The sequence below is a fragment of the Candidatus Njordibacter sp. Uisw_056 genome (genome assembly GCF_047730085.1).
Lineage (GTDB): Bacteria > Pseudomonadota > Gammaproteobacteria > Pseudomonadales > Balneatricaceae > Njordibacter.
Map to the genome: position 1 here is coordinate 701,622 of NZ_CP159830.1, position 20,823 is coordinate 722,444.

18 protein-coding genes and 1 tRNA gene are annotated in these 20,823 nt (G+C 41.9%); 7 read left to right on the forward strand and 12 right to left on the reverse strand.

Annotation, left to right across the window (positions count from 1 at the left end):
- Positions 1-138: 138 nt before the first annotated feature.
- Positions 139-224 (forward strand) — tRNA-Leu (locus tag ABXT60_RS03500).
- Positions 225-336: 112 nt separating this feature from the next.
- Here the strand turns inward: ABXT60_RS03500 and ABXT60_RS03505 are convergent.
- The 9 genes from ABXT60_RS03505 to ABXT60_RS03545 all read right to left on the reverse strand — a co-directional run bounded on the left by ABXT60_RS03505 (position 337) and on the right by ABXT60_RS03545 (position 10,100).
- On the reverse strand, positions 337-1,515 hold the full coding sequence (locus tag ABXT60_RS03505) for a hypothetical protein (protein WP_443631376.1): 1,179 nt from the start codon (positions 1,513-1,515) through the stop codon (positions 337-339).
- On the reverse strand, positions 1,515-2,447 hold the full coding sequence (locus ABXT60_RS03510) for an HNH endonuclease (protein WP_443631377.1): 933 nt from the start codon (positions 2,445-2,447) through the stop codon (positions 1,515-1,517). Before ABXT60_RS03510 ends, ABXT60_RS03505 begins: the two co-directional genes overlap by 1 nt.
- Before the next feature lie 75 nt (positions 2,448-2,522).
- Positions 2,523-3,332 (reverse strand): hypothetical protein, encoded by an 810-nt coding sequence (locus ABXT60_RS03515; protein WP_443631378.1) that lies wholly within the window; start codon positions 3,330-3,332, stop codon positions 2,523-2,525.
- Between the two features lie 63 nt (positions 3,333-3,395).
- Entirely contained in the window at positions 3,396-4,634 is a 1,239-nt protein-coding gene (locus ABXT60_RS03520) for an AAA family ATPase (RefSeq protein ID WP_443631379.1), read from the reverse strand.
- 496 nt (positions 4,635-5,130) lie between these two features.
- The gene (locus ABXT60_RS03525; protein WP_443631380.1) at positions 5,131-6,960 is read right to left on the reverse strand and encodes a rolling circle replication-associated protein; all 1,830 of its coding nucleotides are present in this window, start codon (positions 6,958-6,960) and stop codon (positions 5,131-5,133) included.
- 134 nt (positions 6,961-7,094) lie between these two features.
- A complete protein-coding gene (locus tag ABXT60_RS03530; protein ID WP_443631381.1) occupies positions 7,095-7,649 on the reverse strand; it encodes a hypothetical protein in 555 nt (184 codons plus the stop codon).
- 8 nt (positions 7,650-7,657) lie between these two features.
- Positions 7,658-7,867 (reverse strand): helix-turn-helix transcriptional regulator, encoded by a 210-nt coding sequence (locus ABXT60_RS03535; RefSeq protein WP_443631382.1) that lies wholly within the window; start codon positions 7,865-7,867, stop codon positions 7,658-7,660.
- A gap of 126 nt (positions 7,868-7,993) precedes the next feature.
- Positions 7,994-8,899, reverse strand: coding sequence for a hypothetical protein (locus tag ABXT60_RS03540; RefSeq protein ID WP_443631383.1), 906 nt, complete (start codon positions 8,897-8,899; stop codon positions 7,994-7,996).
- Positions 8,880-10,100 (reverse strand): tyrosine-type recombinase/integrase, encoded by a 1,221-nt coding sequence (locus tag ABXT60_RS03545; protein ID WP_443631384.1) that lies wholly within the window; start codon positions 10,098-10,100, stop codon positions 8,880-8,882. The genes ABXT60_RS03540 and ABXT60_RS03545 overlap by 20 nt, the downstream gene beginning before the upstream one ends.
- A gap of 802 nt (positions 10,101-10,902) precedes the next feature.
- Here ABXT60_RS03545 and ABXT60_RS03550 point away from each other — a divergent pair.
- Positions 10,903-11,385, forward strand: coding sequence for a hypothetical protein (locus tag ABXT60_RS03550; protein WP_443631385.1), 483 nt, complete (start codon positions 10,903-10,905; stop codon positions 11,383-11,385).
- 500 nt (positions 11,386-11,885) lie between these two features.
- On the opposite strand, the gene ABXT60_RS03555 is transcribed toward ABXT60_RS03550, so the two are convergent.
- The gene (locus tag ABXT60_RS03555; protein ID WP_443631386.1) at positions 11,886-12,023 is read right to left on the reverse strand and encodes a hypothetical protein; all 138 of its coding nucleotides are present in this window, start codon (positions 12,021-12,023) and stop codon (positions 11,886-11,888) included.
- Positions 12,024-12,378: 355 nt separating this feature from the next.
- On the opposite strand from ABXT60_RS03555, the gene ABXT60_RS03560 reads away from it, so the two are divergent.
- Together ABXT60_RS03560 and ABXT60_RS03565 are read left to right on the forward strand one after the other, a co-directional pair.
- Positions 12,379-13,383, forward strand: a complete 1,005-nt coding sequence (locus ABXT60_RS03560; RefSeq protein ID WP_443631387.1) for a TAXI family TRAP transporter solute-binding subunit — start codon at positions 12,379-12,381, stop codon at positions 13,381-13,383.
- An 82-nt stretch (positions 13,384-13,465) separates the two neighbouring features.
- Positions 13,466-15,493: a TRAP transporter permease gene (locus ABXT60_RS03565; protein WP_443631388.1), complete on the forward strand. Its 2,028-nt coding sequence runs from the start codon at positions 13,466-13,468 to the stop codon at positions 15,491-15,493.
- A gap of 368 nt (positions 15,494-15,861) precedes the next feature.
- Here the strand turns inward: ABXT60_RS03565 and yghU are convergent, their stop codons facing one another.
- The gene (yghU, locus tag ABXT60_RS03570; RefSeq protein WP_443631389.1) at positions 15,862-16,725 is read right to left on the reverse strand and encodes a glutathione-dependent disulfide-bond oxidoreductase; all 864 of its coding nucleotides are present in this window, start codon (positions 16,723-16,725) and stop codon (positions 15,862-15,864) included.
- Between the two features lie 911 nt (positions 16,726-17,636).
- On the opposite strand from yghU, the gene ABXT60_RS03575 reads away from it, so the two are divergent.
- Positions 17,637-18,797: a sirohydrochlorin chelatase gene (locus tag ABXT60_RS03575; protein WP_443631390.1), complete on the forward strand. Its 1,161-nt coding sequence runs from the start codon at positions 17,637-17,639 to the stop codon at positions 18,795-18,797.
- Positions 18,798-19,204: 407 nt separating this feature from the next.
- Here ABXT60_RS03575 and ABXT60_RS03580 read toward each other — a convergent pair whose 3' ends face one another.
- Positions 19,205-19,465 (reverse strand): hypothetical protein, encoded by a 261-nt coding sequence (locus tag ABXT60_RS03580; RefSeq protein ID WP_443631391.1) that lies wholly within the window; start codon positions 19,463-19,465, stop codon positions 19,205-19,207.
- A gap of 189 nt (positions 19,466-19,654) precedes the next feature.
- Between ABXT60_RS03580 and ABXT60_RS03585 the strand changes: the two genes are divergently transcribed.
- Together ABXT60_RS03585 and ABXT60_RS03590 are read left to right on the forward strand one after the other, a co-directional pair.
- Positions 19,655-20,092 (forward strand): Lrp/AsnC family transcriptional regulator, encoded by a 438-nt coding sequence (locus ABXT60_RS03585; RefSeq protein WP_443631392.1) that lies wholly within the window; start codon positions 19,655-19,657, stop codon positions 20,090-20,092.
- A gap of 173 nt (positions 20,093-20,265) precedes the next feature.
- Positions 20,266-20,802, forward strand: coding sequence for a YaeQ family protein (locus tag ABXT60_RS03590; protein WP_443631393.1), 537 nt, complete (start codon positions 20,266-20,268; stop codon positions 20,800-20,802).
- Positions 20,803-20,823: the final 21 nt, after the last annotated feature.

The following is a 20,823-nucleotide window of genomic DNA, read 5'->3' on the forward strand; positions in this document are numbered from 1 at the left end:
AAGTGGAAGAGACACAAACCAACTGAAATGACGTTAAGGTATGCACATTTAACTCCTAAAAACCTTAGCCATGCTGTTGCAGTTTTAGAGTCATAATGTATAATCACGCCTCTTCTTCGGGAGACGTTCACCCTAAATGCCTTGGTGGTGGAATTGGTATACACAACAGACTTAAAATCTGTCGGCTTATGGCTATGCGGGTTCAAGTCCCGCCCAAGGCACCACTTTTTGTTTTTATAAAACAATTACTTAGGATCAGAATCCTTTAACTTCCTGCATTTCGTCCGTCTTTATTTTTAAAAAGTAGACGTATAGTAGACAGGGGACTGCTTTGTTCTAAATGTCCAAATCAATTTGAGTAGGTAAAAAAGACAAATTACCTTGACCGTCTATCATCGAATGTTTGCTTGGTTCGCCTTTAATATCTAGATTTAATACGTCTCGCGTAAATAGCTCTGTGTTACCAGAGCCTATAAGTACATCTGGTCCGTTATATTTGAAGTGAGAAAATTGATGCAAAATCGTATTTTCTCTATATGCAGCTTCCTTGCCCTCGGAATACTCCCAGATTTTGACAATTCGTATTCTTGATAAATCGAGAGCTGGAAATCTTTTTTCTACTGAATAATTAGTGATCCCAATTTTGTATAGTATTTGTTCATCATCAGCCTTTACTGCAAGGTAATACATCATGCCGGGTTTGGTTTGATCGAATCCAGAAATAGCACAACCTGGACATCCAGATTTATTGCCTCTGGTATGGTTAACTGCAGACTGCCAAAAGGGTCCATGGGTAGGGCAAGTTATTTCTAGTTTGTCGTGTGACCTAGTGTACACCGACTTCGAGTAGTCATATTTGTCTCCGTGCACTTCTTTGGCTTCGTTAATAAAGTCTTCAGTAGATCTGGTTTTTTTACTTGCCGTTCTTTCGGTGCCGCATTTTGGGCACCCAACCTCTCTTATGTGAGATGCAGGGTTTTGCTTAAAAGGACCATGGCTAGGACAAACTATAGTGACTGGAGTCAGAGCGTTGATATATTCGACCCTGGAATAATCGTACTTAGTGCCGTGAGCTTTTGTGGCGTCGTTGACAAAACGATCATTGTCGTGGCTTCTTGCCTCTGTTGCTTGCGCCCACCCGCATTTTGGGCAACCGAAACCTCTTAGATGGGAAAATAATCTCTGTTTATATGGGCCGTGTTCTGGGCATATGATATCTATTTTACTTTCAACGTTAGCAAATTTAACACCACTGTAGTCATACTTATTGTTATGCGCTTTTCTAGCTCGCTTTAGGAAGTTTTTTAATTCTAATGGTTTGTTTCCGCTGCATGCGCGACAGCCTCTTCCGGAACAATGATTTGCTGGAGTTTGGTGAAAATTACCATGGATTGGGCAGGTTATTGTTACCTTTTCTTTAGCAGCGATATAGATAACTTCGGGATAGTTATATTTACTCCCGTGGATCATCCTGGCCTTGGCAATGAAATCTGCTGTTGTTACGCGTTTCGACATTACGGCTTTTTGAAAATGTGTGATCTATGGAAGCTCATATAGGTTGCCTGGGATGAGTTGAGCGGCTTAGGCTTGGTTGGTTGCATTAGGTCCCATTGAGGTATCAAATTACTATCGATTAGTTCTGAATAAAGAACCTCACCACTATCTTTAAAAGTTATGTAGCCTTTATCAAACAAGTGATCTATGTGTGGAGCTAGCAATAATCCATTATTACCATCAAGCTTTTCTATATCATTGCTATCTTTCCATGGTTTGATGTGGCTAGCAATTAAGTGCTTTATATTATTTGTTCCTGTTATGCGACAGGATTTTTCAACTAATCTTAGATTAGATTTAAATACCCCCTGACCGCGCCTAGATTTAACAAGCTGTTCTTTGGTTGTTGGCCCAATATCTTTTCTTTCAAAAACAATGCTGTCTTCTGCACTTTCGTCATAAGATGGTTCAAATAGGCTTGTTATTTGTGTAATTGAAAGCTGATCTTTGAGGTCAAATAAATTAATAAGGCCATGAGCAAGTTCCACCGGTAAACTTGCAAGATAAACGCTTTGTAAACCGTCACCAGATTTCGTTAGAGGAGAGTACTTTGAAGGCAGGTGAGGCGCGAGCACAAACATATGGTCTTTAGGGCGGACCGGATTACCAAGCTCTTGAAACTCTACAGGTACAAGCCAGCCTTCGTTGGCCCATTGATCACCAACTGATCCGAAGTTTGGTTTAGGAGCCGACTGGGCTGATCCGACTGCAATACCGACGGCTTTAATTCTGGTACTACAAAAAGAGAAGACTAAATCGCCCTCCTGAACTTCCATCATAAAGTCGTAGAATTTGTTTCTATGGCCGTTTGATTTTGTTTTCGGTGACCATAAAAAGCCGCCAGGTACTTCGCTTTTGTAAGTTTTATTTTGGTTTACCCACCAGTATTTCATAATAACCTTATTTGTTTGATATCTTAACGCCTTAAGAAGGGGCTGCCGGTTAGGCAGGCCCGATTGCTTAACTTGTTAGCTGTGTTTTCTCCGCGATTTCTTTTCCATAACACCTATTGCACCACTTCCAAAAAAACAAATTCGATTATCATCAGGGGCCTCTGGCCAGCGTTCGTGTGGAAGGTTTGTTATGTTAATCGGTATTTCAACCTCTTCATCTGAACCAATATCCCTGTAACGATCAAAGGTTCTTTGAGAGAAGGTATAGCCCAGCGGGTTATCCCACAATACCATAAAGGCGATTGGGAAAAACTTCATGATCCAAAAATAGGCTGTGTCTTCTGATGTAAGTTCTCGCATGAAAGCATCTCTAGCGAGAACTTGAGTTTTATATGGATAAGCCCAATACACAATTTGCATGTATTCTGGCATAGGTGCATTAATATCTAAAAACCAGTCTCTAAGCGGTTCTGTGTGCGCCCCCTTTTTATATCCGTTTACTCTCTGCGCCATAAGGTGCCCTATGAGAGATTTGGCAATTTTCTGGGGCTTCCCCGTGATGTTGATCACTGTAGGGAGGGACATACTAGACTGTACTAAAGTTGCCAACTGATTAACGAAGCTATTAAATTCGGGGTCATAATTAAGACCAAGAAGGTCATTGTTACAGCGATGGCAGAGAGTCCTATACTTAACCCCATTTTGTGAAACTCTTCCTCTATTACCAGGGGGCTCTGCCGCAAGTATTTCTACTATATGGTTCATTTCAACTTGCGTGATACGAACACTGCCTTTTGGAGGGGTGTGATCCTCGGTCAGTTTTCCATCTTCGCCGCAAATGTTGCAAGTCCCATTTTTTGAGCCCCTAGTGAGAATTCTAGTCATAATTAGTCAGCTAACGCCAAACGAACCGGCGGTGAAACCGTCCGTGTTGCGTGCCTTGTTATATCATTTTTTTCGCGAACCAAAGAGCTTAATCCAGATTGCAAATCCTCTCTGCTGCAGCCTATATTCACCCATTTTTGATTTATTTTTCAAAATTATTTTTTTAGTAGTAAGCGTTCTTAGCGCATCAGTGAGGGTTTGGTCATTACCACTAAACTTTTTTCTAATCTCACCTTTCTTTATCCATAAGTTATAGTTTTCGGCCATTATGGTTAATACCTCACGGTATTCGTCCGATTTAATCTTTGAGTTAAAATCACTCGAATAATACTGGCTGCCTATGGCATCTATTGCCCCACCATCATTGAACGCGCCTTCCATTACATCGTCGTGAGATATTTCACCATCCGTATTGAACTCAAATGCAGAATAAGCAAACTGTTGTATAAAGTGAGGATACCCCTCTGATAGAGCGGATATACTCACTTTAGCTTTTTCAGATATGGTAGTTGGTTCTTTATTTAGTTTGTTTCCCTCTTCGAGGCCGCGCTCGACAACAAAAATTCTATCGTCTCTAGCCAGCTCTTTAACAACCATTTGGTTAAATATTCTAATTGAAGATTCATGAGAAGAGGACAGTTTCTCTATTACGTCGGGTAGCCCTGCAACTACAAACATAATATTATTACATCCTTGCTGCTGTAATAGCTCTGTTAAAACCTTGAAAAAATAGCCGATATGCAGATTTTCACAAGAGTTATCCGCTTCGTCTATAAAGAAAACTATCCCATCTTTTGCTTCTTCGCCTTTTTCTGGGTTAGAAATTCTAATACATGTTTGAGATAGGGAATAAGCCAGATCGTCAATTATAAGATCAACGTCTTCGCTCTGGGCTTCTTGGTCAATTCCAGAGTCCATAATTTTTATTCTTTGCACAAAAGACCAGGCTTCTCCGAGAAAGCTCCGTATTGATTCGCACTTGCCGATCTCTCTTTTTATGTTCCTTTCTATTAATTTGATAAACGTAGCTAGTGACATTCTGTTAGATATTATTGTATTTATTGTCACAAAGTTAAATCGATCATAGTTGTTACTTACAAAGTCACCAGCGGCCATATGTTTTGCAAGCATCATCAATGACGATTTCCCGATCCCTCTTTCCCCTGTAATAAGAAAATTCTTTTGTTGGCCGCTTTTAGTTTGATGCAAGCCGTTCTCTATGGCTTCGATTTCATTGAGACGTCCAGCAAACATTGCAGTAGGAACTGGGCTAGTTGGTTTGAAGGGATTAATTTTACTCACTCGATCTCCTTTTGGGTGATATGACACTACATTTATGAGGCTTCCAGCACTCATAATAATTATTAACGAGCCGCTCTATTACTTTTTTTATAAAAATATTGGCTCACAACATATTGAAAGTATAGTCGTTTTTTTTCCTATTGCTTGCCCAGTTACAAAAAAGAGCGGTTTCGGCTCTTTATTTCTAAAACAGGGCTATATTGTATGGATAACCGGCTAAAGGTATAAGACGTCAATTAACTTTTGAAACACCATGCCTTAAAGTGAGTCATGAGGCACTAATTCAATACCTAAAAAGCGCTTTTTTCCAGTTACTTTAGGAGTTTTTCTAGCGCTCAATAGGGCAACTATATTCTAGGTTGACTCAGCCCATAAATATGTAATTATGACACCTTTGTTGGAGATCATTTGTAGAACGAAAATACCTAATGTTGAGTACATACGCAGTGGCTTAATAATTTCGCAAGTTTAGGGTAGATTCGAATTATTAATTTTGTCACTCTGAGTGGCAAGCGTATTGAGTCCATTCGTCATATTCGTTGCTTTGATCACAGGGCTCTTGCAACGAGTGTTGGTCGTATGTGCTACACAGACTTTCCCACCACCCAGGGGTCTTTTCCCACTGTCTATTCCGTCTGTACTGTGTCTGATGTAAAAACTCACCATACCAAAGTCCATCAGGCTTGTGGTCTGGATTCCAAGTTTCGGTTTGGTCGATGATTGGAAGCCAGTGTTCTGCGCCACTGCGGTTACCAGTGGTTGCCCACTCCCATATTTTTTCAAAGTTCTCTTTGCCTTTGATTAATAACTGATACTTGCTGGCCACTATTGGAAGATCATTTATTTTGGCTCTGATTTGTTGGAGCTTTTGACCTATTTGAGCTCGACGTTTGGACGAGTCAGGGGCTATTTTTACACCGCTGGCTTTGGCTGCTTTGTGTTGAGCCTTCATTGAGTCTAAAGCGCCATTGAGCTCTTTTCTTTCATGAAAAATATGACCATATTTAAAACTCATAAAGTCATGAACGTCTGCAATCAAGCTCCCCATGATTCCTAGTTCATACTTACCTATACATGCCCATGCAGGAGCTCTGGCGTCGGTGCTGATGCCATAGCGGTTACCTCTAATTTCCCCTTGATCTGACTGACCACTTGATTTAGTTATGTACCCAGCGGCTTTGGCCATATATGCACCGGCGTTTATTGGATCTTTAATTTTCTCTAAGTGGGCGAAGCCTTGCCCCCAGATGCCTTCTATCCGCTCTGCCCATGACTCAAATAACGCAAAAGGCACTTTCCATGACATAAGTACATGGAGATGTGGGTTGTCCTCTCCAGCGTTGTTTTTGGGGTTTTCGGCAACCCAACAGTATTTTAGTTTATGGTCGTGACCTGGCACTTTTACTTGCCCTAGAGGGCCGTTAGCAATCCAACCCCGCTGGTACATTTTTTGAAGGCCATCAAAGAAACGACTAGTTTCCTTTTGGATGGTTGAACTGCCTGAGGCAATACGGTTTCTAGCGTCATCATCTAAGGTAAGTGTTAGGAACGTTTTATAGCCACCATGCTTCAGGGCCAAGTATTGGCAGGAGTCCGAAATGGCTACAGCGCCGCTCAAACTCAGTTCGCTTGTGATTCTAGGCCCAGACTGTGCTGGGGGTTGTGAGGCTGGCAAATCAACTTGGGTTCTTATTCGGATATCACCCGACCATTCTCGGTGAGTAACGACGGTAAATCGGCCTGCTCCATGAACAGGTGTGTGGATAACGGGGCAAGGGTTATCTCGATCTGCTACATATGACGCTAGATCATACTTACTACCATCAATTTCGATTTGATGCGCCGCCGGTGCCGTTCGCTGGTCGTCAAATCCGTTCACGAATACAGGTTCTAAGAGTTCCCCGGTTAGCTGATCGATTTGGCTAAAAGTTGGGCTGAACTCACCCTTTGGTTCGTGGCCCTGTGTTGTTTTGGTCTTTGCTCCGGTCTCGAAGTTTTTTCGTGCTTCGGCTGCTTGTTTTTCGCGTGTCGGACATTTGGATGCCCTGACTAGCCTATTGCGCTCAGCTCCGCTAATCGCCAAACCGCGCCCGCTTACGCGAGCTTTAAAAGCATCCACAGCTTGGCGCTGTGAATTACTAACAAGCGCATACGCGCCAATACTAACAAAAGCACATTCCTGTTTTTCAGGCACAAAAAAACGGGCTTGATCTATAGCCCGTTGCGTACGATGGAGAAGGGAGTCTGGTTCGAAGTTGTGTTCATACTTAAAAGGGAACATGCCCGCTAAGCCTTTTTGAATTTGCTGATCTATTGTTTCGTTCATTGTATGTTCCTCTGGTTGGTGTGGTCGCCACTTGTGTGGGTATCAATTACCTTTCGGGGTCATGTGACTAATAGTATTAACAATGGGTACAACCATGAAAGGCTCGCCTCTGGGTTCTTTTTTCTTGTTTCAGTTCACCCATATTTTCCTCGTTCCATAGCGGTAAATGTGTCAACCAACGAAAAAAGACCCGTTGAAAGCCAGCATTTGCGAGGTTTAGTAGGGGTTTTAAGGGTGGTATTAATACAGGGGTTTAAGGGAGTATTATCTTTATTAGGCGGCGCTGCTAAAGCCTTTTTGGGTGCGGCTTCCAGCTCGAATACGGGGGTATTGCCCAGTTTGGCTTCAAATTTATTTGTGCCTGGCTCATCATAAATAAAACCCTTTAACCGCGCCTGTGTTTCCTCTGCGGAGTGTTTCTCCGCTGCGAGTGTGCGGTATATTTTGCTATAGCAACTTGGGTTTGCTATAGCGAACCCTATAGATCGTAGGACGTGCGGTTTACAGACCATATTGGAGTGGGTTTTTGAGAGGTTAATTAAGCCGCCTAAATCGGTATCTAGACCTAAAGGTCTAGCGACTATGGCCATTTGACCTTTAGGTCTGGGGTCGGCCGTTGTGGGCAACAGTATGTGAGCTAAAGTAAAGGTTAAGCCAGCAATACATAGGGGCATGAAGTACTTGATCATGGCAGCCACTATTTCGAAGATGCTGAATGGTCAGAGGTGGAGTAACTGATTTGCTTATCAATGTAAGCTTCTAGGTCGCTCAGCAAATACCGTACAGCACGGGTGCCAATGCGACGAAAGGGGATGCGAGCGCCTGCCCACCGGTCACGTTCTAAAAATGCTGCGCTTACGTTTAGGTAAGTGGCGGCTTGTTTGGTATTTAGTAAAGCTGATTGCATGTGGTGCCCCTCGAAGTAAAAAACATTGAGGTAATGTTGCACGCTAATGTGAGTATGAAAAACTCCCAGCAGAGCTAGCTGGGAGTTTTTAGTTACTAGCTGGGAGGTTTGTGCTAGAAACGTGTTTTAGAGGCGAGGCCTCCCAGCTCTTTCTGATGCGGGCCTTGTGTCTAAGTCTTTGATCCAATCACGGGTGGTGTTCTTGCTTGAAAAATGGGCTGCCCCGCCATATTTTAGGAAAACCTCATTGCGCCTTATATCTTCAATTGACATGGTGGGATTGTATTTCCAGAGCGTTGATGCTATCTCCCTGCATAGGATTCTAGATCGTTGTTTATGGGTTAGAGTGCCCCAAAATGTATCTATTGCGTCTCGTTTATATGTGTTTGGCAGAGGCTCTGTGGCCTCATCAACTGTATGTTCAGCTAATATGTCTTTTTCGATGAGGTCCCTTAGGGGGCAGGCCTTAGAGCGTTCAAACTGTTGGCATTTTTCATCAACTAAAATTTTTATCTTTAAAGTTAGTTGAATGTTTTCTACTTCGTCATCATCAAACCAAAAATAAGGGAAAGGCAGCTCTTTTCTAATAGCCCATTCTGCTAGGTCGCTGCTGGTGGTATATATTTTATTCAGATAGGTTTTGGAATATGGGGCTGACGCTTTTAATATTTTATTGTGATGGCTAATGTATTGATGCAATCGATCTGTTTTTTGGTTGATAAAATCTAAGTAAAGATCTACTGCGTTCTGGTAACCATTACACCATGTCTCTGTATCATCAGAGTTGAAATAAACTACAGAAGGAAGATATCGATCATCTTTTAGCTCAATGCCGTGGTTAGTGACAACCGCAAGTTCACTACGTAGTTGAGAAAATAACATGGCTTGCAATACATCTATAACCGCCGAAGGAGGGGCTTCAGGATCGGATGTGCTTTGTTCGAGGTTAGCAAGTCGGTGAGCAATGTCCCAAAGGCTTAGGTAGTCTTTTGCCGGAATGATCTTTTCTATATTATTTGCTGCTGACGTCATTATCTGTTCCTTCGATTTGACCAAGTATATAGTTTGTAATTTTTTGCATTGGTTCGCGTAACCGCTCTGCATTTGGAACAATATAACCTCCTGTTACATCATTTGCAGCCCTATGGTTAAGTAATCTTTTTAGCGCGTAGTGAGGGATGTCCAAATTTTCCGCTGTAGTGGCAAACGTGCGGCGTAGATCGTGTAATGTGAACTTGATGTCGGATAGTTCTATAACTCTCTTTATGGAGGTTCTAGGCTCTTTTAATGGCCCGTCCGTAATAGGGGAGGGGAACACCCATGGGCTTTCAGATTGAAAGTGTCGTTGCTTTAGCAACGCTTCCAAATGGTCGGACATGGGTAGGCGGTGAGGATCTTTGTTTTTGGTGTCGGGAATCAAGAAAGATCGTTCGTTAAAGTTCACATTGCCCCAAGTCATTTTACTGGCTTCGGATTTTCGTAATCCAGTGAATAGCAAAAAGTGAAGGTAGTCTCTTGTAGTTTCTTGGTTAAGCTTAAGCGTTGCGTCAAACCAAGGTTTCAATTGAGTTGGCGTTAATAGGGTTTGTCTTGGCTTCACTTCGTACCACGATCTAGTTTTGCTCAGTCGCTTTGTTGGGTTGACCTGAATAATGGGCTGGCCCTTTTGATCTTCATATTGTTCTATAGCAAAGTTGAATATGGCTCTTAACACACGCATGGTTCCATTGGCTCCAGCAACGCTAGTTTCCCCCAGCTTACGATGCCGTGTTTCAATCATATCTTTGGTTATATCAGTCATAGGTTTGTTAAGCCAATCGCTAAGTGCACCTTTAATGCATCGTTGATATTCGCCCAATGTGCTAGGCTTTAGGTTGTGCCTGGCTAGCAGGTAGTCGCGGTATGCGTCGGCAAGTGTAACGCCCTTAATTTGTTGATCTTTTTTGTCTGCTACTGGGTCATTGCCGGTGGCAATTTGCCCCAAAGTAATTTGTGCTTGCTTTCTAGCTTGCTCTGGAGTGAGCGGCCCGTGCTTACCTAAGGTAATACGCTTAGCTTTACCTTGAACTCTGGCTTCAACTATATAAGTTTTGGTGCCCTTATTGGTTACCTTTAGCCCAAAGCCGGTTAGCTCAGTGTCGCGGTAAAATTCTTGAGTCGCCTTATCGTTGGCTCCGGCAGGTGGCGGAATGATGCCATCAACCGTTCGTTTCGAAATTTTTATGCGTGGCATTAATTGCGTCCTGAAATAGTTACATGTGTCTAAAAGTAGACGTATAGTAGACGCATTGTGTCAAATAAGGGCAATATAGTGCAAGTAGCTTAAAACAGTATGTGGGTTAAATCATTGTTAAATAGATGAATTTAAAAGAAAAACAAATTTATTCAAAGAAAGAATCACTTAACTTAAAATCTGTCGGCTTATGGCTATGCGGGTTCAAGTCCCGCCCAAGGCACCACACTAGGAAATGTCATCTCATCTCGTGCTTCCAGTTGTAATTCTCAGCAGTAATCACCAATTGATTGGTAACTCATACCCAAACTTTGTTAATTGATAGCGCAGTTATCAGTGGCTTATGTAAACAAAAATCTCTTTGATGGTTGAGGTAATGTTATTTTTTAGGAGTAACATTTAAACCCTAAAGAAGCCCTCTCAAGCAGAATCACCCCATATCTTTCCATCTACCAGCCCGTATAAATGATAAATTTCAGAGCGATAAACTCCGTCACCCAAAATGTCGAGTTCGATGGATGCAGAAACTTGCCCATCAAAATCTGATTACTTTGTTATATGAGCGCAATAACCAGTTAAAACTATTTTATCTTCTATTTAGCCTAAAGGTTTAGGGAAAAAAGCCGATATCTTTGAGATTAGTGCCAACAACCAGTTGATTTTACTTTCTATTTAGCTTCATTTTTAACGAATTTATGATTTTGATCGTAAATATGTACTCTCTGGATAGGAAAGAATCCGCTGGGTATTAGGAGCCCATGTCAATATTTAGCGGGCATGCTAATAAAGGAAAAAGCGTTATATGAAACATAACATCCGCGTCACCAAGGAAGAGCTGGCTTGGTTGTTGCCCAATGAGACGGTTGATGATTCTCATTTGGAGTTAATTCGCTCAAAGTTATTGATCCGATGTCTTATCATGGCTGCCATATTTGTGGTCAGGGCTTTTGTAATCACTTACTACCCGCAATATCATCTGTGCACCATTTATGATCAACGCTTGCCAGGCACTGAGTCGATAGACACGCTGAATCAACTAAGATTAGCTATCACTTTCGTATGCAGCAGCGTTTATTTATACTCCTTTTATAAGAATCTCTACTTTAGGTCCGCTAACGTGGCTGCGCTATTTGTTTTTAGTGGGCTAATTTGGAGCGATTTTGAAGCCTTGATTTTGCTCGAATCATTTAGCAAGTTAACTTACGGTTCTCTTGTTATGATTTTTATTAGATTATCGGTAGGGGCTTTGCTCTTGCTCAATTATCTAGATACTCGGAATGAATAAAAACTCAGACCTGATCAATGTCAGTCTGGCTGACGTTTTCAGTTTAGTTGGCGTGGGCTACGATATCAGCACTAGAGGCCTATTTTTGACTAGATATTGGCTAAGCACTTTGGGTATCAAGTTGCACTAATATTTTCTCCAACCTGTTGTTAAAGTGGTCCCATTGAACCGAACAGAATTTTCGCTTTGCAAACTAAACTTTGCTTCAAAATACTTTCGGCCGATACTTTTTAAAAGATGCCGTTAAAGGTGTTAGTGGCAGCCATGTGACTACTGAGTTCGACGTATCCCAAACTGGCAGTTCTGTTTTCTAAAAGTAGATAAAAAGTCTACCTAAATGGCCCTTCTTGAAAAAGCTAAGGGTCATATAGCATTCCTATAGAACCTTAGCTTTTTTGCCAAAACAGAGTCACTCTGTGGCAAATAATAAGCTACTAGAAATACTAACACCCTAAAATATCCTATCTATATCACTGACATCCACCGATACAGAACACCTATTAGGCGCCTGACGTAATTGCTGTAGTTTCATTTAAAGCAAGTTCAATGTTGGCAGTACTTGAGCGTGGAATTTCACGAATAGCTTCTGCTCTAATGTGGGCAATGTAGGTAAAGTAGCTATCCTTCAACAGGAGCAATCTATTTACTCCCGATGAAGTTCTTATAACTGGAGTTAAATTTTAAACATGGCGGCCCACTGAGCCCAGATTTGCATAGTTCATGTAAAAACGTCAAAGCTTTATCTTGGTTGTGTTCATTTTTTTAGTCATCAATACGAGTTAATGCTTGCCATTAGCTTAGCAATCCAACTTAGGAACCCTTTTCAGAAGATCTTTCCAAGTATTAAAAAATGGTACTAAAATAGTGTATGAAGTATCAAAAATTAAACAAAAACACAAAAAAACCTTTGTTTCATTGTTTTACTCACGTAAGCTGAAGCCGCTAAGAATAGTAAAGCATTTAAAATACTAATGACCAATAAAGGAAAAAACGATGATCAAAACACTCAAAACAGCGGCCTTAGGCGCCGTGTTAGCGCTTGGCCTTGCCGGCAATACGTCGGCCCAAGAGATAAACTTTTTTACCATTGGAACAGGTGGCACAGCCTATACCTACTATCCAGTTGGCGGTGTAATTGCCAACGCAATCTCCAAGCCACCAGGCTCACGCGAGTGTGGCAAAGGTGGCTCCTGTGGTGTTGACGGGCTAATTGCATCTGCAGTGTCGTCGCGGGGTTCGGTCGACAATGTGAACGCTATAATTTCTGGCTTACGTAGTTCCGGATTTGCCCAGTCTGATGTTGCTTATTGGGCATATACTGGCACAGGCACTATGGAAGGTAGCGAGCCAGCTAAGGATCTGCGCACCATTGCTGCCTTGTTTGAAGAGCATATTCACCTAGTCGCTTTAGCTGACAGTGGTATCAACTCAGTTGCTGATTTAGCTGGAAAGCGTGTGTCTTTAGACGAACCAGGTTCTGGTACCTATGTTGACGCTAATCTAATCCTAGAGTCTAACGGCTTGTCTTCTGATGATGTAACTGCAGAGGCTCTTAAAGGTGGTGCGGCGGCTGAAGCCTTGCGTAATGGCAAGATTGACGCATTCTTTGTGGTTGCTGGTTACCCAACTGGATCTCTGGTTGAACTTGCGTCTGCTGCAGACATCAAACTGGTACCTATCGATGGTGCAGGTGCAAATGCTTTGACTGAAAAATACGGGTTCTTCGCGTCGTCAGATATTCCTAAAGGCACTTACGAAGGCGTAGATACCACAACCACAGTAGCCGTTGGTGCACAGTGGTTTACGTCTGCATCTCAAGACGATGACCTGATTTACAATATTACTAAAGCATTGTGGAATAAAGAGTCTCGCAAGTTGCTTGATGTAGGTCATGCTAAAGGTAAGACGATTACACCGGCTACAGCTTTAGCGGGTGTAGGTGTGCCTTTGCATGCAGGTGCTGAGCGCTTCTACCGTGAAGCTGGCCTAATCGAGTAAGTTATACTCTCGATGCTACCAGCCTCAGGCACTAGCGTGTCTGGGGCTGTTTTATTTATTTATTCTGATATGGAACTATGTCATGCCTGCAGACGACACCCCTGAACTTACGCCAGAACAATTAGCAGAAATTGAGCGTGAGTTTGATCCTGAAACAGCCTTTCGTTCAACAGGTAAGACTGTTGGTTATATAATTGCTGCAATTTTAGTGTCAATGTCTGTCTACCATTTTTATGCATCTGGCTTTGGTCTTGTCCGTGAGCTAGTGCATCGTGGTATCCACTTGTCTTTTGTTCTTGGGCTGGTGTTTTTACTATTTGGCGCACGCAAGGCCAACTATAGCTTATCCCCTAAAGCATGGTATCGCGTTGAAGGCGTGCCCATGATTGATATTATATTTTCATTGGTGGCCGTTAGCGCGGCAATGTACCTGCCTTTGCTGCCCGCAGAAGCGCTGGCTAAGCGGGTTGGAAATCCCTCACCCACTGATATTTTTATGGGCTCGGCCTTGCTCTTGTTAACACTTGAGGCAGCACGACGGAGTGTTGGGCCAACCTTGCCTATAATTGGTTTGGTCTTCATTGGCTTTGCCTATTTTGGTCCCTTAATGCCAGGGGCTTTAAAGCATGGGGGAGCCTCGTGGTTTGGCATTATCAACCATCTCTATATGACTAACCAAGGAATCTATGGAATCGCAATCGGTGTAATGGCTCAGTACGTATTCCTTTTCATTTTGTTTGGAGTGCTTGCCACACGTATTGGTTTGGGTCAGCTTTTTATTGATATGGCAATGGTCATTGCAGGTCGTTATTCTGGAGGGCCAGCCAAGGTTGCAATTTTCTCGAGCGCGTTTATGGGTACCATTTCTGGTTCGTCCATCGCCAACACTGTGACTACTGGTGCACTCACTATTCCTGCAATGAAACGCGTAGGGTACCCCGCACATTTTGCGGGTGCTGTTGAAGCGACAGCATCAACGGGTGGCCAGATCACCCCCCCAATAATGGGTGCTGCAGCCTTTATTATGGTCGAATATTTGGAAATTCCATTACGCGATATTCTGGCTGCGGCGTTGTTCCCTGCTTTGTTACATTATTTTGGCATTTTTATTATGGTCCACCTTGAAGCCAAAAAGCTGGGTTTACGTGGTTTGCGTGCCGAAGAATTACCTAAGCTTGGTGTTGTTCTGAAGGATCATTGGTTAAGTCTCATTCCTTTGATCATTCTCGTCTACATGATCTTATCAGGAAAAACGCCTGATTATGCAGCGGTGTATGGCATTATTGCTTGTGTCGTTGTTGGTTTCCTAAATCCTACGCACCGCCTTAGTCTGAAGGATTTATGGTCTAGTTTGTCTACAGGTGCAAAGAGTACACTAGCCGTTGGTGCAGCGGCAGCAACCGTTGGAGTAGTTGTGGGGGTTGTCACCTTGACGGGTGTTGGGTTTCGACTTGGATACGTTGTAGTACAAACAGCTACTGATATAGGCACACTGCTGAGCTCACTGCCATTACTTGGATACTTTACTGTGACTCAATGGGCGCTGTTCACATCGCTTATTCTTATAGCTATGTCTTGCATTATTATGGGGGCTGGTATTCCTACGACAGCGACCTATATTATTCTGGTTGCCGTTGCCGCACCCGCACTTGCTGTGCTTCAAATAGAGCCCCTCGTGGCACACTTTTTTGTCTTTTACTATGGTGTTCTGGCCGATATCACACCGCCGGTGGCACTGGCGGCCTATGCAGCAGCGGGAATTGCTGGATCTAATCCATTCAAAACTGGTAATACTGCGTTCCGGCTCGGCATCGCCAAAGCACTAGTGCCTTTCGTCTTTGTCTATTCACCCGCCTTATTGTTGGTCACAGATGGTTTTACTTGGTGGTTGTTTACCGTCACATTAGTAGGTGCTATGTTGGGTATCGGATCACTTGGCGTTGCTTTTTCGGGATATTTGCTAGCTCCATTGAAAAAATGGGAACGCTGGTGGGTGGCGCTGGTGTCATTCCTATTTATTGCCCCAGGATTAGTTACCATGATTGTTGGACTTGTATTGATGCTACCCATTGTAGTTTTGCAGATTAAACGATCAAAAAAGCAGGGGTGATAGTTTTACACTAGCATAGCTCTAAAGTGCTTAATCGATTGAAAAAGGCTTAAGCGCCTTTGGTAATAAATAGTTCAATAAAGGTCATTTTACTTCTTGATTTATCTTTGGGGGTATAAAAATAAATTAATAAATTAAACTTTTATAAAACAACGAATATATCCCAAGATATGAGTGAGGCTTGAGCACCTCATTCTCTTTCGCTTGAATTTAGTATTAGTGTTTCAGGGTCAGCAGCAAGGTGAAATCATCACCACTATTAGCAGCTATGGTGTAGCTCATTTAAGCTTGGTTATAAGCTTTAAGGACACCAAAGCTGTTTTCGTAGATAAATCTCAAATTACAATTAACATTGCCTCATAAGGTGCTTAGTTTAATTTGTTTTGGGTTTTGAATTGGAAATCACTGGAGTCATGGCGTTCATGCAACTGCTCATCTAATTCACCCCAAGCACGATTGACCATTACCCCGCGTTTAACTGCTTTTCGTTGACTAATTTCTTCAGTCCAACGCACCAAATTTTTATAAGACTTAGTTTGTAAAAACTCTGCTGCACCGTAAACTTTATTTTGCACCAGGGCGCCATACCATGGCCAAATTGCCATATCAGCAATAGTGTATTGGTCACCACACATATATTGGTTGTTAGCTAAATGTTGATCGAGTACATCAAGTTGCCGTTTTACTTCCATAGTAAACCGCTCTATTGGGTATTCAAATTTTTCAGGCGCATAGGCATAAAAATGGCCAAAACCGCCACCTAAATATGGCCCACTGCCCACTTGCCAAAATAGCCAAGACAGGCACTGCGACTTAAGCAAAGGTTCTTTGGGTAAAAAAGCATCAAATTTCTCTGCCAAATACAACAATATCGCACCAGATTCAAAAATAGGCAGCTTATTGCCTTCACTATTATCAACTAGCGCAGGGATTTTGGAGTTTGGATTTACCTCAACAAACCCAGAGCCAAATTGATCGCCATCCAAAATATCAATCAAATAAGCATCGTACTCAGCGTCCTTGATACCCAAAGATAACAATTCTTCCAATAAAATTGTTACCTTTACACCATTGGGCGTTGCCAACGAATAAAGTTGTAAGGGGTGCTTACCCACAGGCAATTCTGATTCATGGGTTGCTCCAGATGTTGGACGATTAATGCTAGCAAACTTGCCGCCAGTTGCTGTAGTCCATTGCCATATTTTTGGGGGCTCATACGTATTTTCAGACATTTTTGATCCGTAACTATTGTTGATGTTATAAGAGGGTTTTATTAAACGCTGTTAATCTATGGGTATGCAAACACACATTGATCAACATAATAATATATTAATGCTTTCAGCCTTAATTCTACTGCTTTGCTATGATGCCGGCTGTATTTACTTAACGATTTAAAACGCAACACAAATCACGTGTCTCATGAAGCAAAGCGTGGGCTGTAATGGATATTTTACCTAAGTAAACCTACCTGCATAAAAGCAATAAAAGCCAAAGTATAGACCATGAATCACTAAATGTGCTGTTGTTTCACAAATGAGTTTCACGCCCACCCCAAAGTGATGAATAGCTGGTTTATATTATGCCTTTGAAAGACTTCAGTAAGCTTTAGCCAACCTTCTTTTTGTAAGCTGGAAGCAGCCTATTTGTAGTTTGGCCCCAGGACTTTTGTTGCGATTAACCATCGATTGTGGTCCTAAGGTATTCGCGCACAAGCACAGCCCAATGCGGCTAGTTTAATGAGGTATAGTTAGCAAACTGAGCCGTCTTTATTACTTGCCGATAACGCATTGATACAGTGGTTTAGGTGAATTAGGCTGGGGTCTAAAGAGCCCTCCATAATATGCGTTAACTTAAGTTGCCTGTGCGACCTTGAACAATGCTATCAGCAGGTATGGTGGCTCTATACCTAAACATTAAAGCTATGCTTTAAAAGCTAACTGATTTAAGCTGCCTAGCAAATCTGCCCTCTTACTTAATTCAATTATAAATGCAGCCTGATAGATCGTTGATATTTTTATGGTTACAGCTCCAATCACAACAACTCACCAGTGAACTAGCTCGGCGTAAATGAGAAATTATTTGACGCACTGGGTATTTAACCTTGCCTATCAGACTGTATAATCGGCAGCCAAAGGAGATCCATATGTCATTATTAAATTCTTTACCCGAAAATTCTGGAATCATTATTTGTGGTCATGGTAGTAGAGCCAAAATTGCTGAAGAAGAGTTCAGCCTGCTGGCTGCTGGATTGCGTGCTAGATTTCCCAGTCTAGAGGTTGAATATGGTTTTTTGGAATACTCATCGCCCAATATTCACATGGCGTTGGATCGTTTGATTTCAAAGGGTATCACTAATATCTATGCGGTGCCTGGCATGTTGTTTTCAGCTACCCACGCGCAAAATGATATCCCATCAGTATTAACTACCTATATGCAAAAAAATCCTGCGCTTACCATCAAATACGGTAAAGAGCTTGGTTTACATGACGAAATGATCATGGCCTTTCAACATAGGATTATGGAAGCTGTAGACCTAACTGAAATGCCAAAACCTGGTGATTTATATGACACCATGCTGGTGGTGGTGGGTCGGGGCACGTCTGTTGCGCAAGCTAATGCAGAGGTTTCAAAATTAACCCGCATTGTGGCAGAAAATATGGGTTTTGGTTGGTGTGAAACAGTTTACTCTGGGGTCACTTTTCCCTCGGTGGGTAGGGGGTTGGAAATGGCATTGAAGCTTGGCTTTAAGAAAATAGTTGTGGCCCCATATTTTCTTTTTTCAGGTAAGTTAATTGGCCGTATCCACGGTTACATTGACAAAGTTTCTGCTGATCACCCTGGTGTTAGTTTCCATGTTGCAGATTACCTGCGTGACCAATCTCATGTTATCAACACTTTTGTTGAAAGGATTGAAGAAACAGTGTCTCAACCGGCAGTTAACGATGGCCTTATGGAAAAATTTCAAGCTAGGTTAGCGGCTGGTGAAGTTACGGTTCACCACCACCATGCAGAGTTTCAGCCTGAGGTAGAGGCTGATTTAAAAGCTCATTCACATGATCACGACCATAGCCACGGGCATTCGCACCAAAAGGACGCAGGGCATAGTCATTCTGGGCATGGGCATACACATGCACCGTATAGACACATTGCGCACCCGCATGGGCCTAGAACAATGATTGATGAAAATGTGTGCTGCTGTTTTATGGGCCAATTCCCTCAAGCTGTTGTTGAAGAGGAGCGTGCACTTAGGTTGGCATCAGGTAAGTCAGTTGTTGATCAAACTCCGCAGTGCAAGGTCAAGTAGTCCTAGCCTTATTAGTGCAACCTGTGGGCTTAGGTGCTTTATAAAAGGTGCTTTTTTGATGCCAATTAAAGTTGGCTTTAAATGATTATTCAAAGCCATACCTGCTATTTAGTATAGAGTTCACAGGGTTTAATGATTGTGAACTTTAGCACTATGCCATTGCTTTTTATCTTGTTCTCATGCAGCGCAAGAATCAATATTTTTAGCTCGCTTTCACAGTTATAGCCACTCATTAGCGGCACGCTTAAATTATACCTAAGGCGAGTAACTTCAATCGTTTTTAGACAATCCCCGGCCTTTACAGGCCTTTATATTACCTTACCTCTTTTCAGCTGTGTAAAACTACTTATATGCAGATTGCAGTACTTGTGACATGTGCAATACAGTTTTTTGTTGTGATGGGCCATTTATTTAATGAGGCTTAGATCGGCTTCTATACCCACTCTTTGTTCTTTGGTTAACTTCTTTGAAGCAAACTTATTTAAGGTAGTTAAGTAAGTTACACCGTTGCTTAGCGCAATTGTTGACCAGTAATAAGACTTCTGAAAGCTCTGAACCACTCCTCTGCCGTCAAAAAAACGCCTTGCTAAAAATTCCATGGCCACTAAGTCGCCACTAATGGCCTTAACCTCTGCAATAGTTACGCATTCACTTTGTTTAGCAGGCATTGACGTGTCCTCACTCTGTATGGCCTATATAAATTGTAAACTAATCCAAAAAGTTAATTTTATTGCACTTTATGTGTTAATGTAAGTCAAAAATTTGTTTATATTCATCGTAAAAAGATCATTATGTTTTGTATTTTATACAAAAAGTAAATTTAATGATTATTTAACAAGTATGGGAGAAAATACCTAATGTCAGAATTCCTAGACAGCAAAGACCAAGCTATTGTTAGTTTGTTGCAAAAAGACGGTCGTATGTCAGTTCAAAATATGGCCAAAGCGTTAGGGATAACACGAGCCACAGTAACTAAACGTATAGAAAAATTAGAATCTAGTGGGGTAATTACAGGGTATGTTGCAGTGGTAAAAAAAGACTTTCTTAATAAAGAAGTACGTGGGTGGGTAATGATTACTACAGTACCTAATTTAGAAGAAAGTGGCATTGTTGCAATGAAACTCATCCCTGAAGTAAGCAAAATATACACCACTAGTGGACGTTGGGATTTGGCAGTTGAAATTAGAGCTTCACACCTGGAAAGCTTTGACACAGCGCTGTCAAAAATTCGCCAAGTGAGTGGGATTGAAACCACAGAGACCAATTTATTGCTCAGTTCGCGTATTGGCATGTAATTCATTAGAGCAAATTAAAGGGTAGTAATCATTTTTAGGTTTTTAAGAGCATTAGTTGATACCTAAAATAGCATTGATCCTTCTGCTTTTGGCTCACTTCAAGTGGGGGGTTCGTGATAGTCTATGATTGATTCTACCAGACGTATCATTAACACTTCGCATAGAGAAAAATTATGGCCATAGGTGCTACCATTTATAAGGCAAATTTAAACTTATCCAACCTTAATAGTCATCATTACGCTGATTACAGCCTAACCATCGCAAAACATCCGTCTGAAAATGAAACTCGATTAATGTGTCGCCTCATTGCCTTTTTGCATGCTGCACATGAAGACCTTGAACTAACAAAGGGCATTAGTTCAGTAGAGGAACCTGACTTGTGGCAGCGGGATTTAACTGGAAATATTGTGCATTGGATTGAACTGGGGATGCCAGATGAAAAACGCATTCGCCAAGCTAGTGGTAGGGCTCAGCAGGTGACTATTTATACCTATCATGATAATAAAGCTGACATTTGGTTAGAGAAAAATCGCGCTAGTCTATCTACCAACAAAAAAGTAAAGGTGTTTCACATTGATGTGGAAGCTGCGTCTTCGTTAGAAAATATGTTGGTTAAAACGATGAACTTGAGCTGCATTATTGAAGAAGATCAGGTGCACTTAAGTACTGATGACCTTCATGTTACGGTGCAAATAACTCAAAGTTTATAATGGCTTATGGCCAGTAATGCT

Bases quoted from the DNA above. Each gene is read 5' to 3' on its own strand.
- ABXT60_RS03525 (WP_443631380.1), bottom strand. From the start codon at position 6,960: ATGAACGAAACAATAGATCAGCAAATTCAAAAAGGCTTAGCGGGCATG.
- ABXT60_RS03510 (WP_443631377.1), bottom strand. From the start codon at position 2,447: ATGAAATACTGGTGGGTAAACCAAAATAAAACTTACAAAAGCGAAGTA.
- ABXT60_RS03505 (WP_443631376.1), bottom strand. From the start codon at position 1,515: ATGTCGAAACGCGTAACAACAGCAGATTTCATTGCCAAGGCCAGGATG.
- ABXT60_RS03550 (WP_443631385.1), top strand. From the start codon at position 10,903: ATGAAACATAACATCCGCGTCACCAAGGAAGAGCTGGCTTGGTTGTTG.
- ABXT60_RS03575 (WP_443631390.1), top strand. From the start codon at position 17,637: ATGTCATTATTAAATTCTTTACCCGAAAATTCTGGAATCATTATTTGT.
- yghU (WP_443631389.1), bottom strand. From the start codon at position 16,725: ATGTCTGAAAATACGTATGAGCCCCCAAAAATATGGCAATGGACTACA.
- ABXT60_RS03515 (WP_443631378.1), bottom strand. From the start codon at position 3,332: ATGACTAGAATTCTCACTAGGGGCTCAAAAAATGGGACTTGCAACATT.
- ABXT60_RS03580 (WP_443631391.1), bottom strand. From the start codon at position 19,465: ATGCCTGCTAAACAAAGTGAATGCGTAACTATTGCAGAGGTTAAGGCC.
- ABXT60_RS03585 (WP_443631392.1), top strand. From the start codon at position 19,655: ATGTCAGAATTCCTAGACAGCAAAGACCAAGCTATTGTTAGTTTGTTG.
- ABXT60_RS03565 (WP_443631388.1), top strand. From the start codon at position 13,466: ATGCCTGCAGACGACACCCCTGAACTTACGCCAGAACAATTAGCAGAA.
- ABXT60_RS03535 (WP_443631382.1), bottom strand. From the start codon at position 7,867: ATGCAATCAGCTTTACTAAATACCAAACAAGCCGCCACTTACCTAAAC.
- ABXT60_RS03560 (WP_443631387.1), top strand. From the start codon at position 12,379: ATGATCAAAACACTCAAAACAGCGGCCTTAGGCGCCGTGTTAGCGCTT.
- ABXT60_RS03540 (WP_443631383.1), bottom strand. From the start codon at position 8,899: ATGACGTCAGCAGCAAATAATATAGAAAAGATCATTCCGGCAAAAGAC.
- ABXT60_RS03590 (WP_443631393.1), top strand. From the start codon at position 20,266: ATGGCCATAGGTGCTACCATTTATAAGGCAAATTTAAACTTATCCAAC.
- ABXT60_RS03530 (WP_443631381.1), bottom strand. From the start codon at position 7,649: ATGATCAAGTACTTCATGCCCCTATGTATTGCTGGCTTAACCTTTACT.
- ABXT60_RS03545 (WP_443631384.1), bottom strand. From the start codon at position 10,100: ATGCCACGCATAAAAATTTCGAAACGAACGGTTGATGGCATCATTCCG.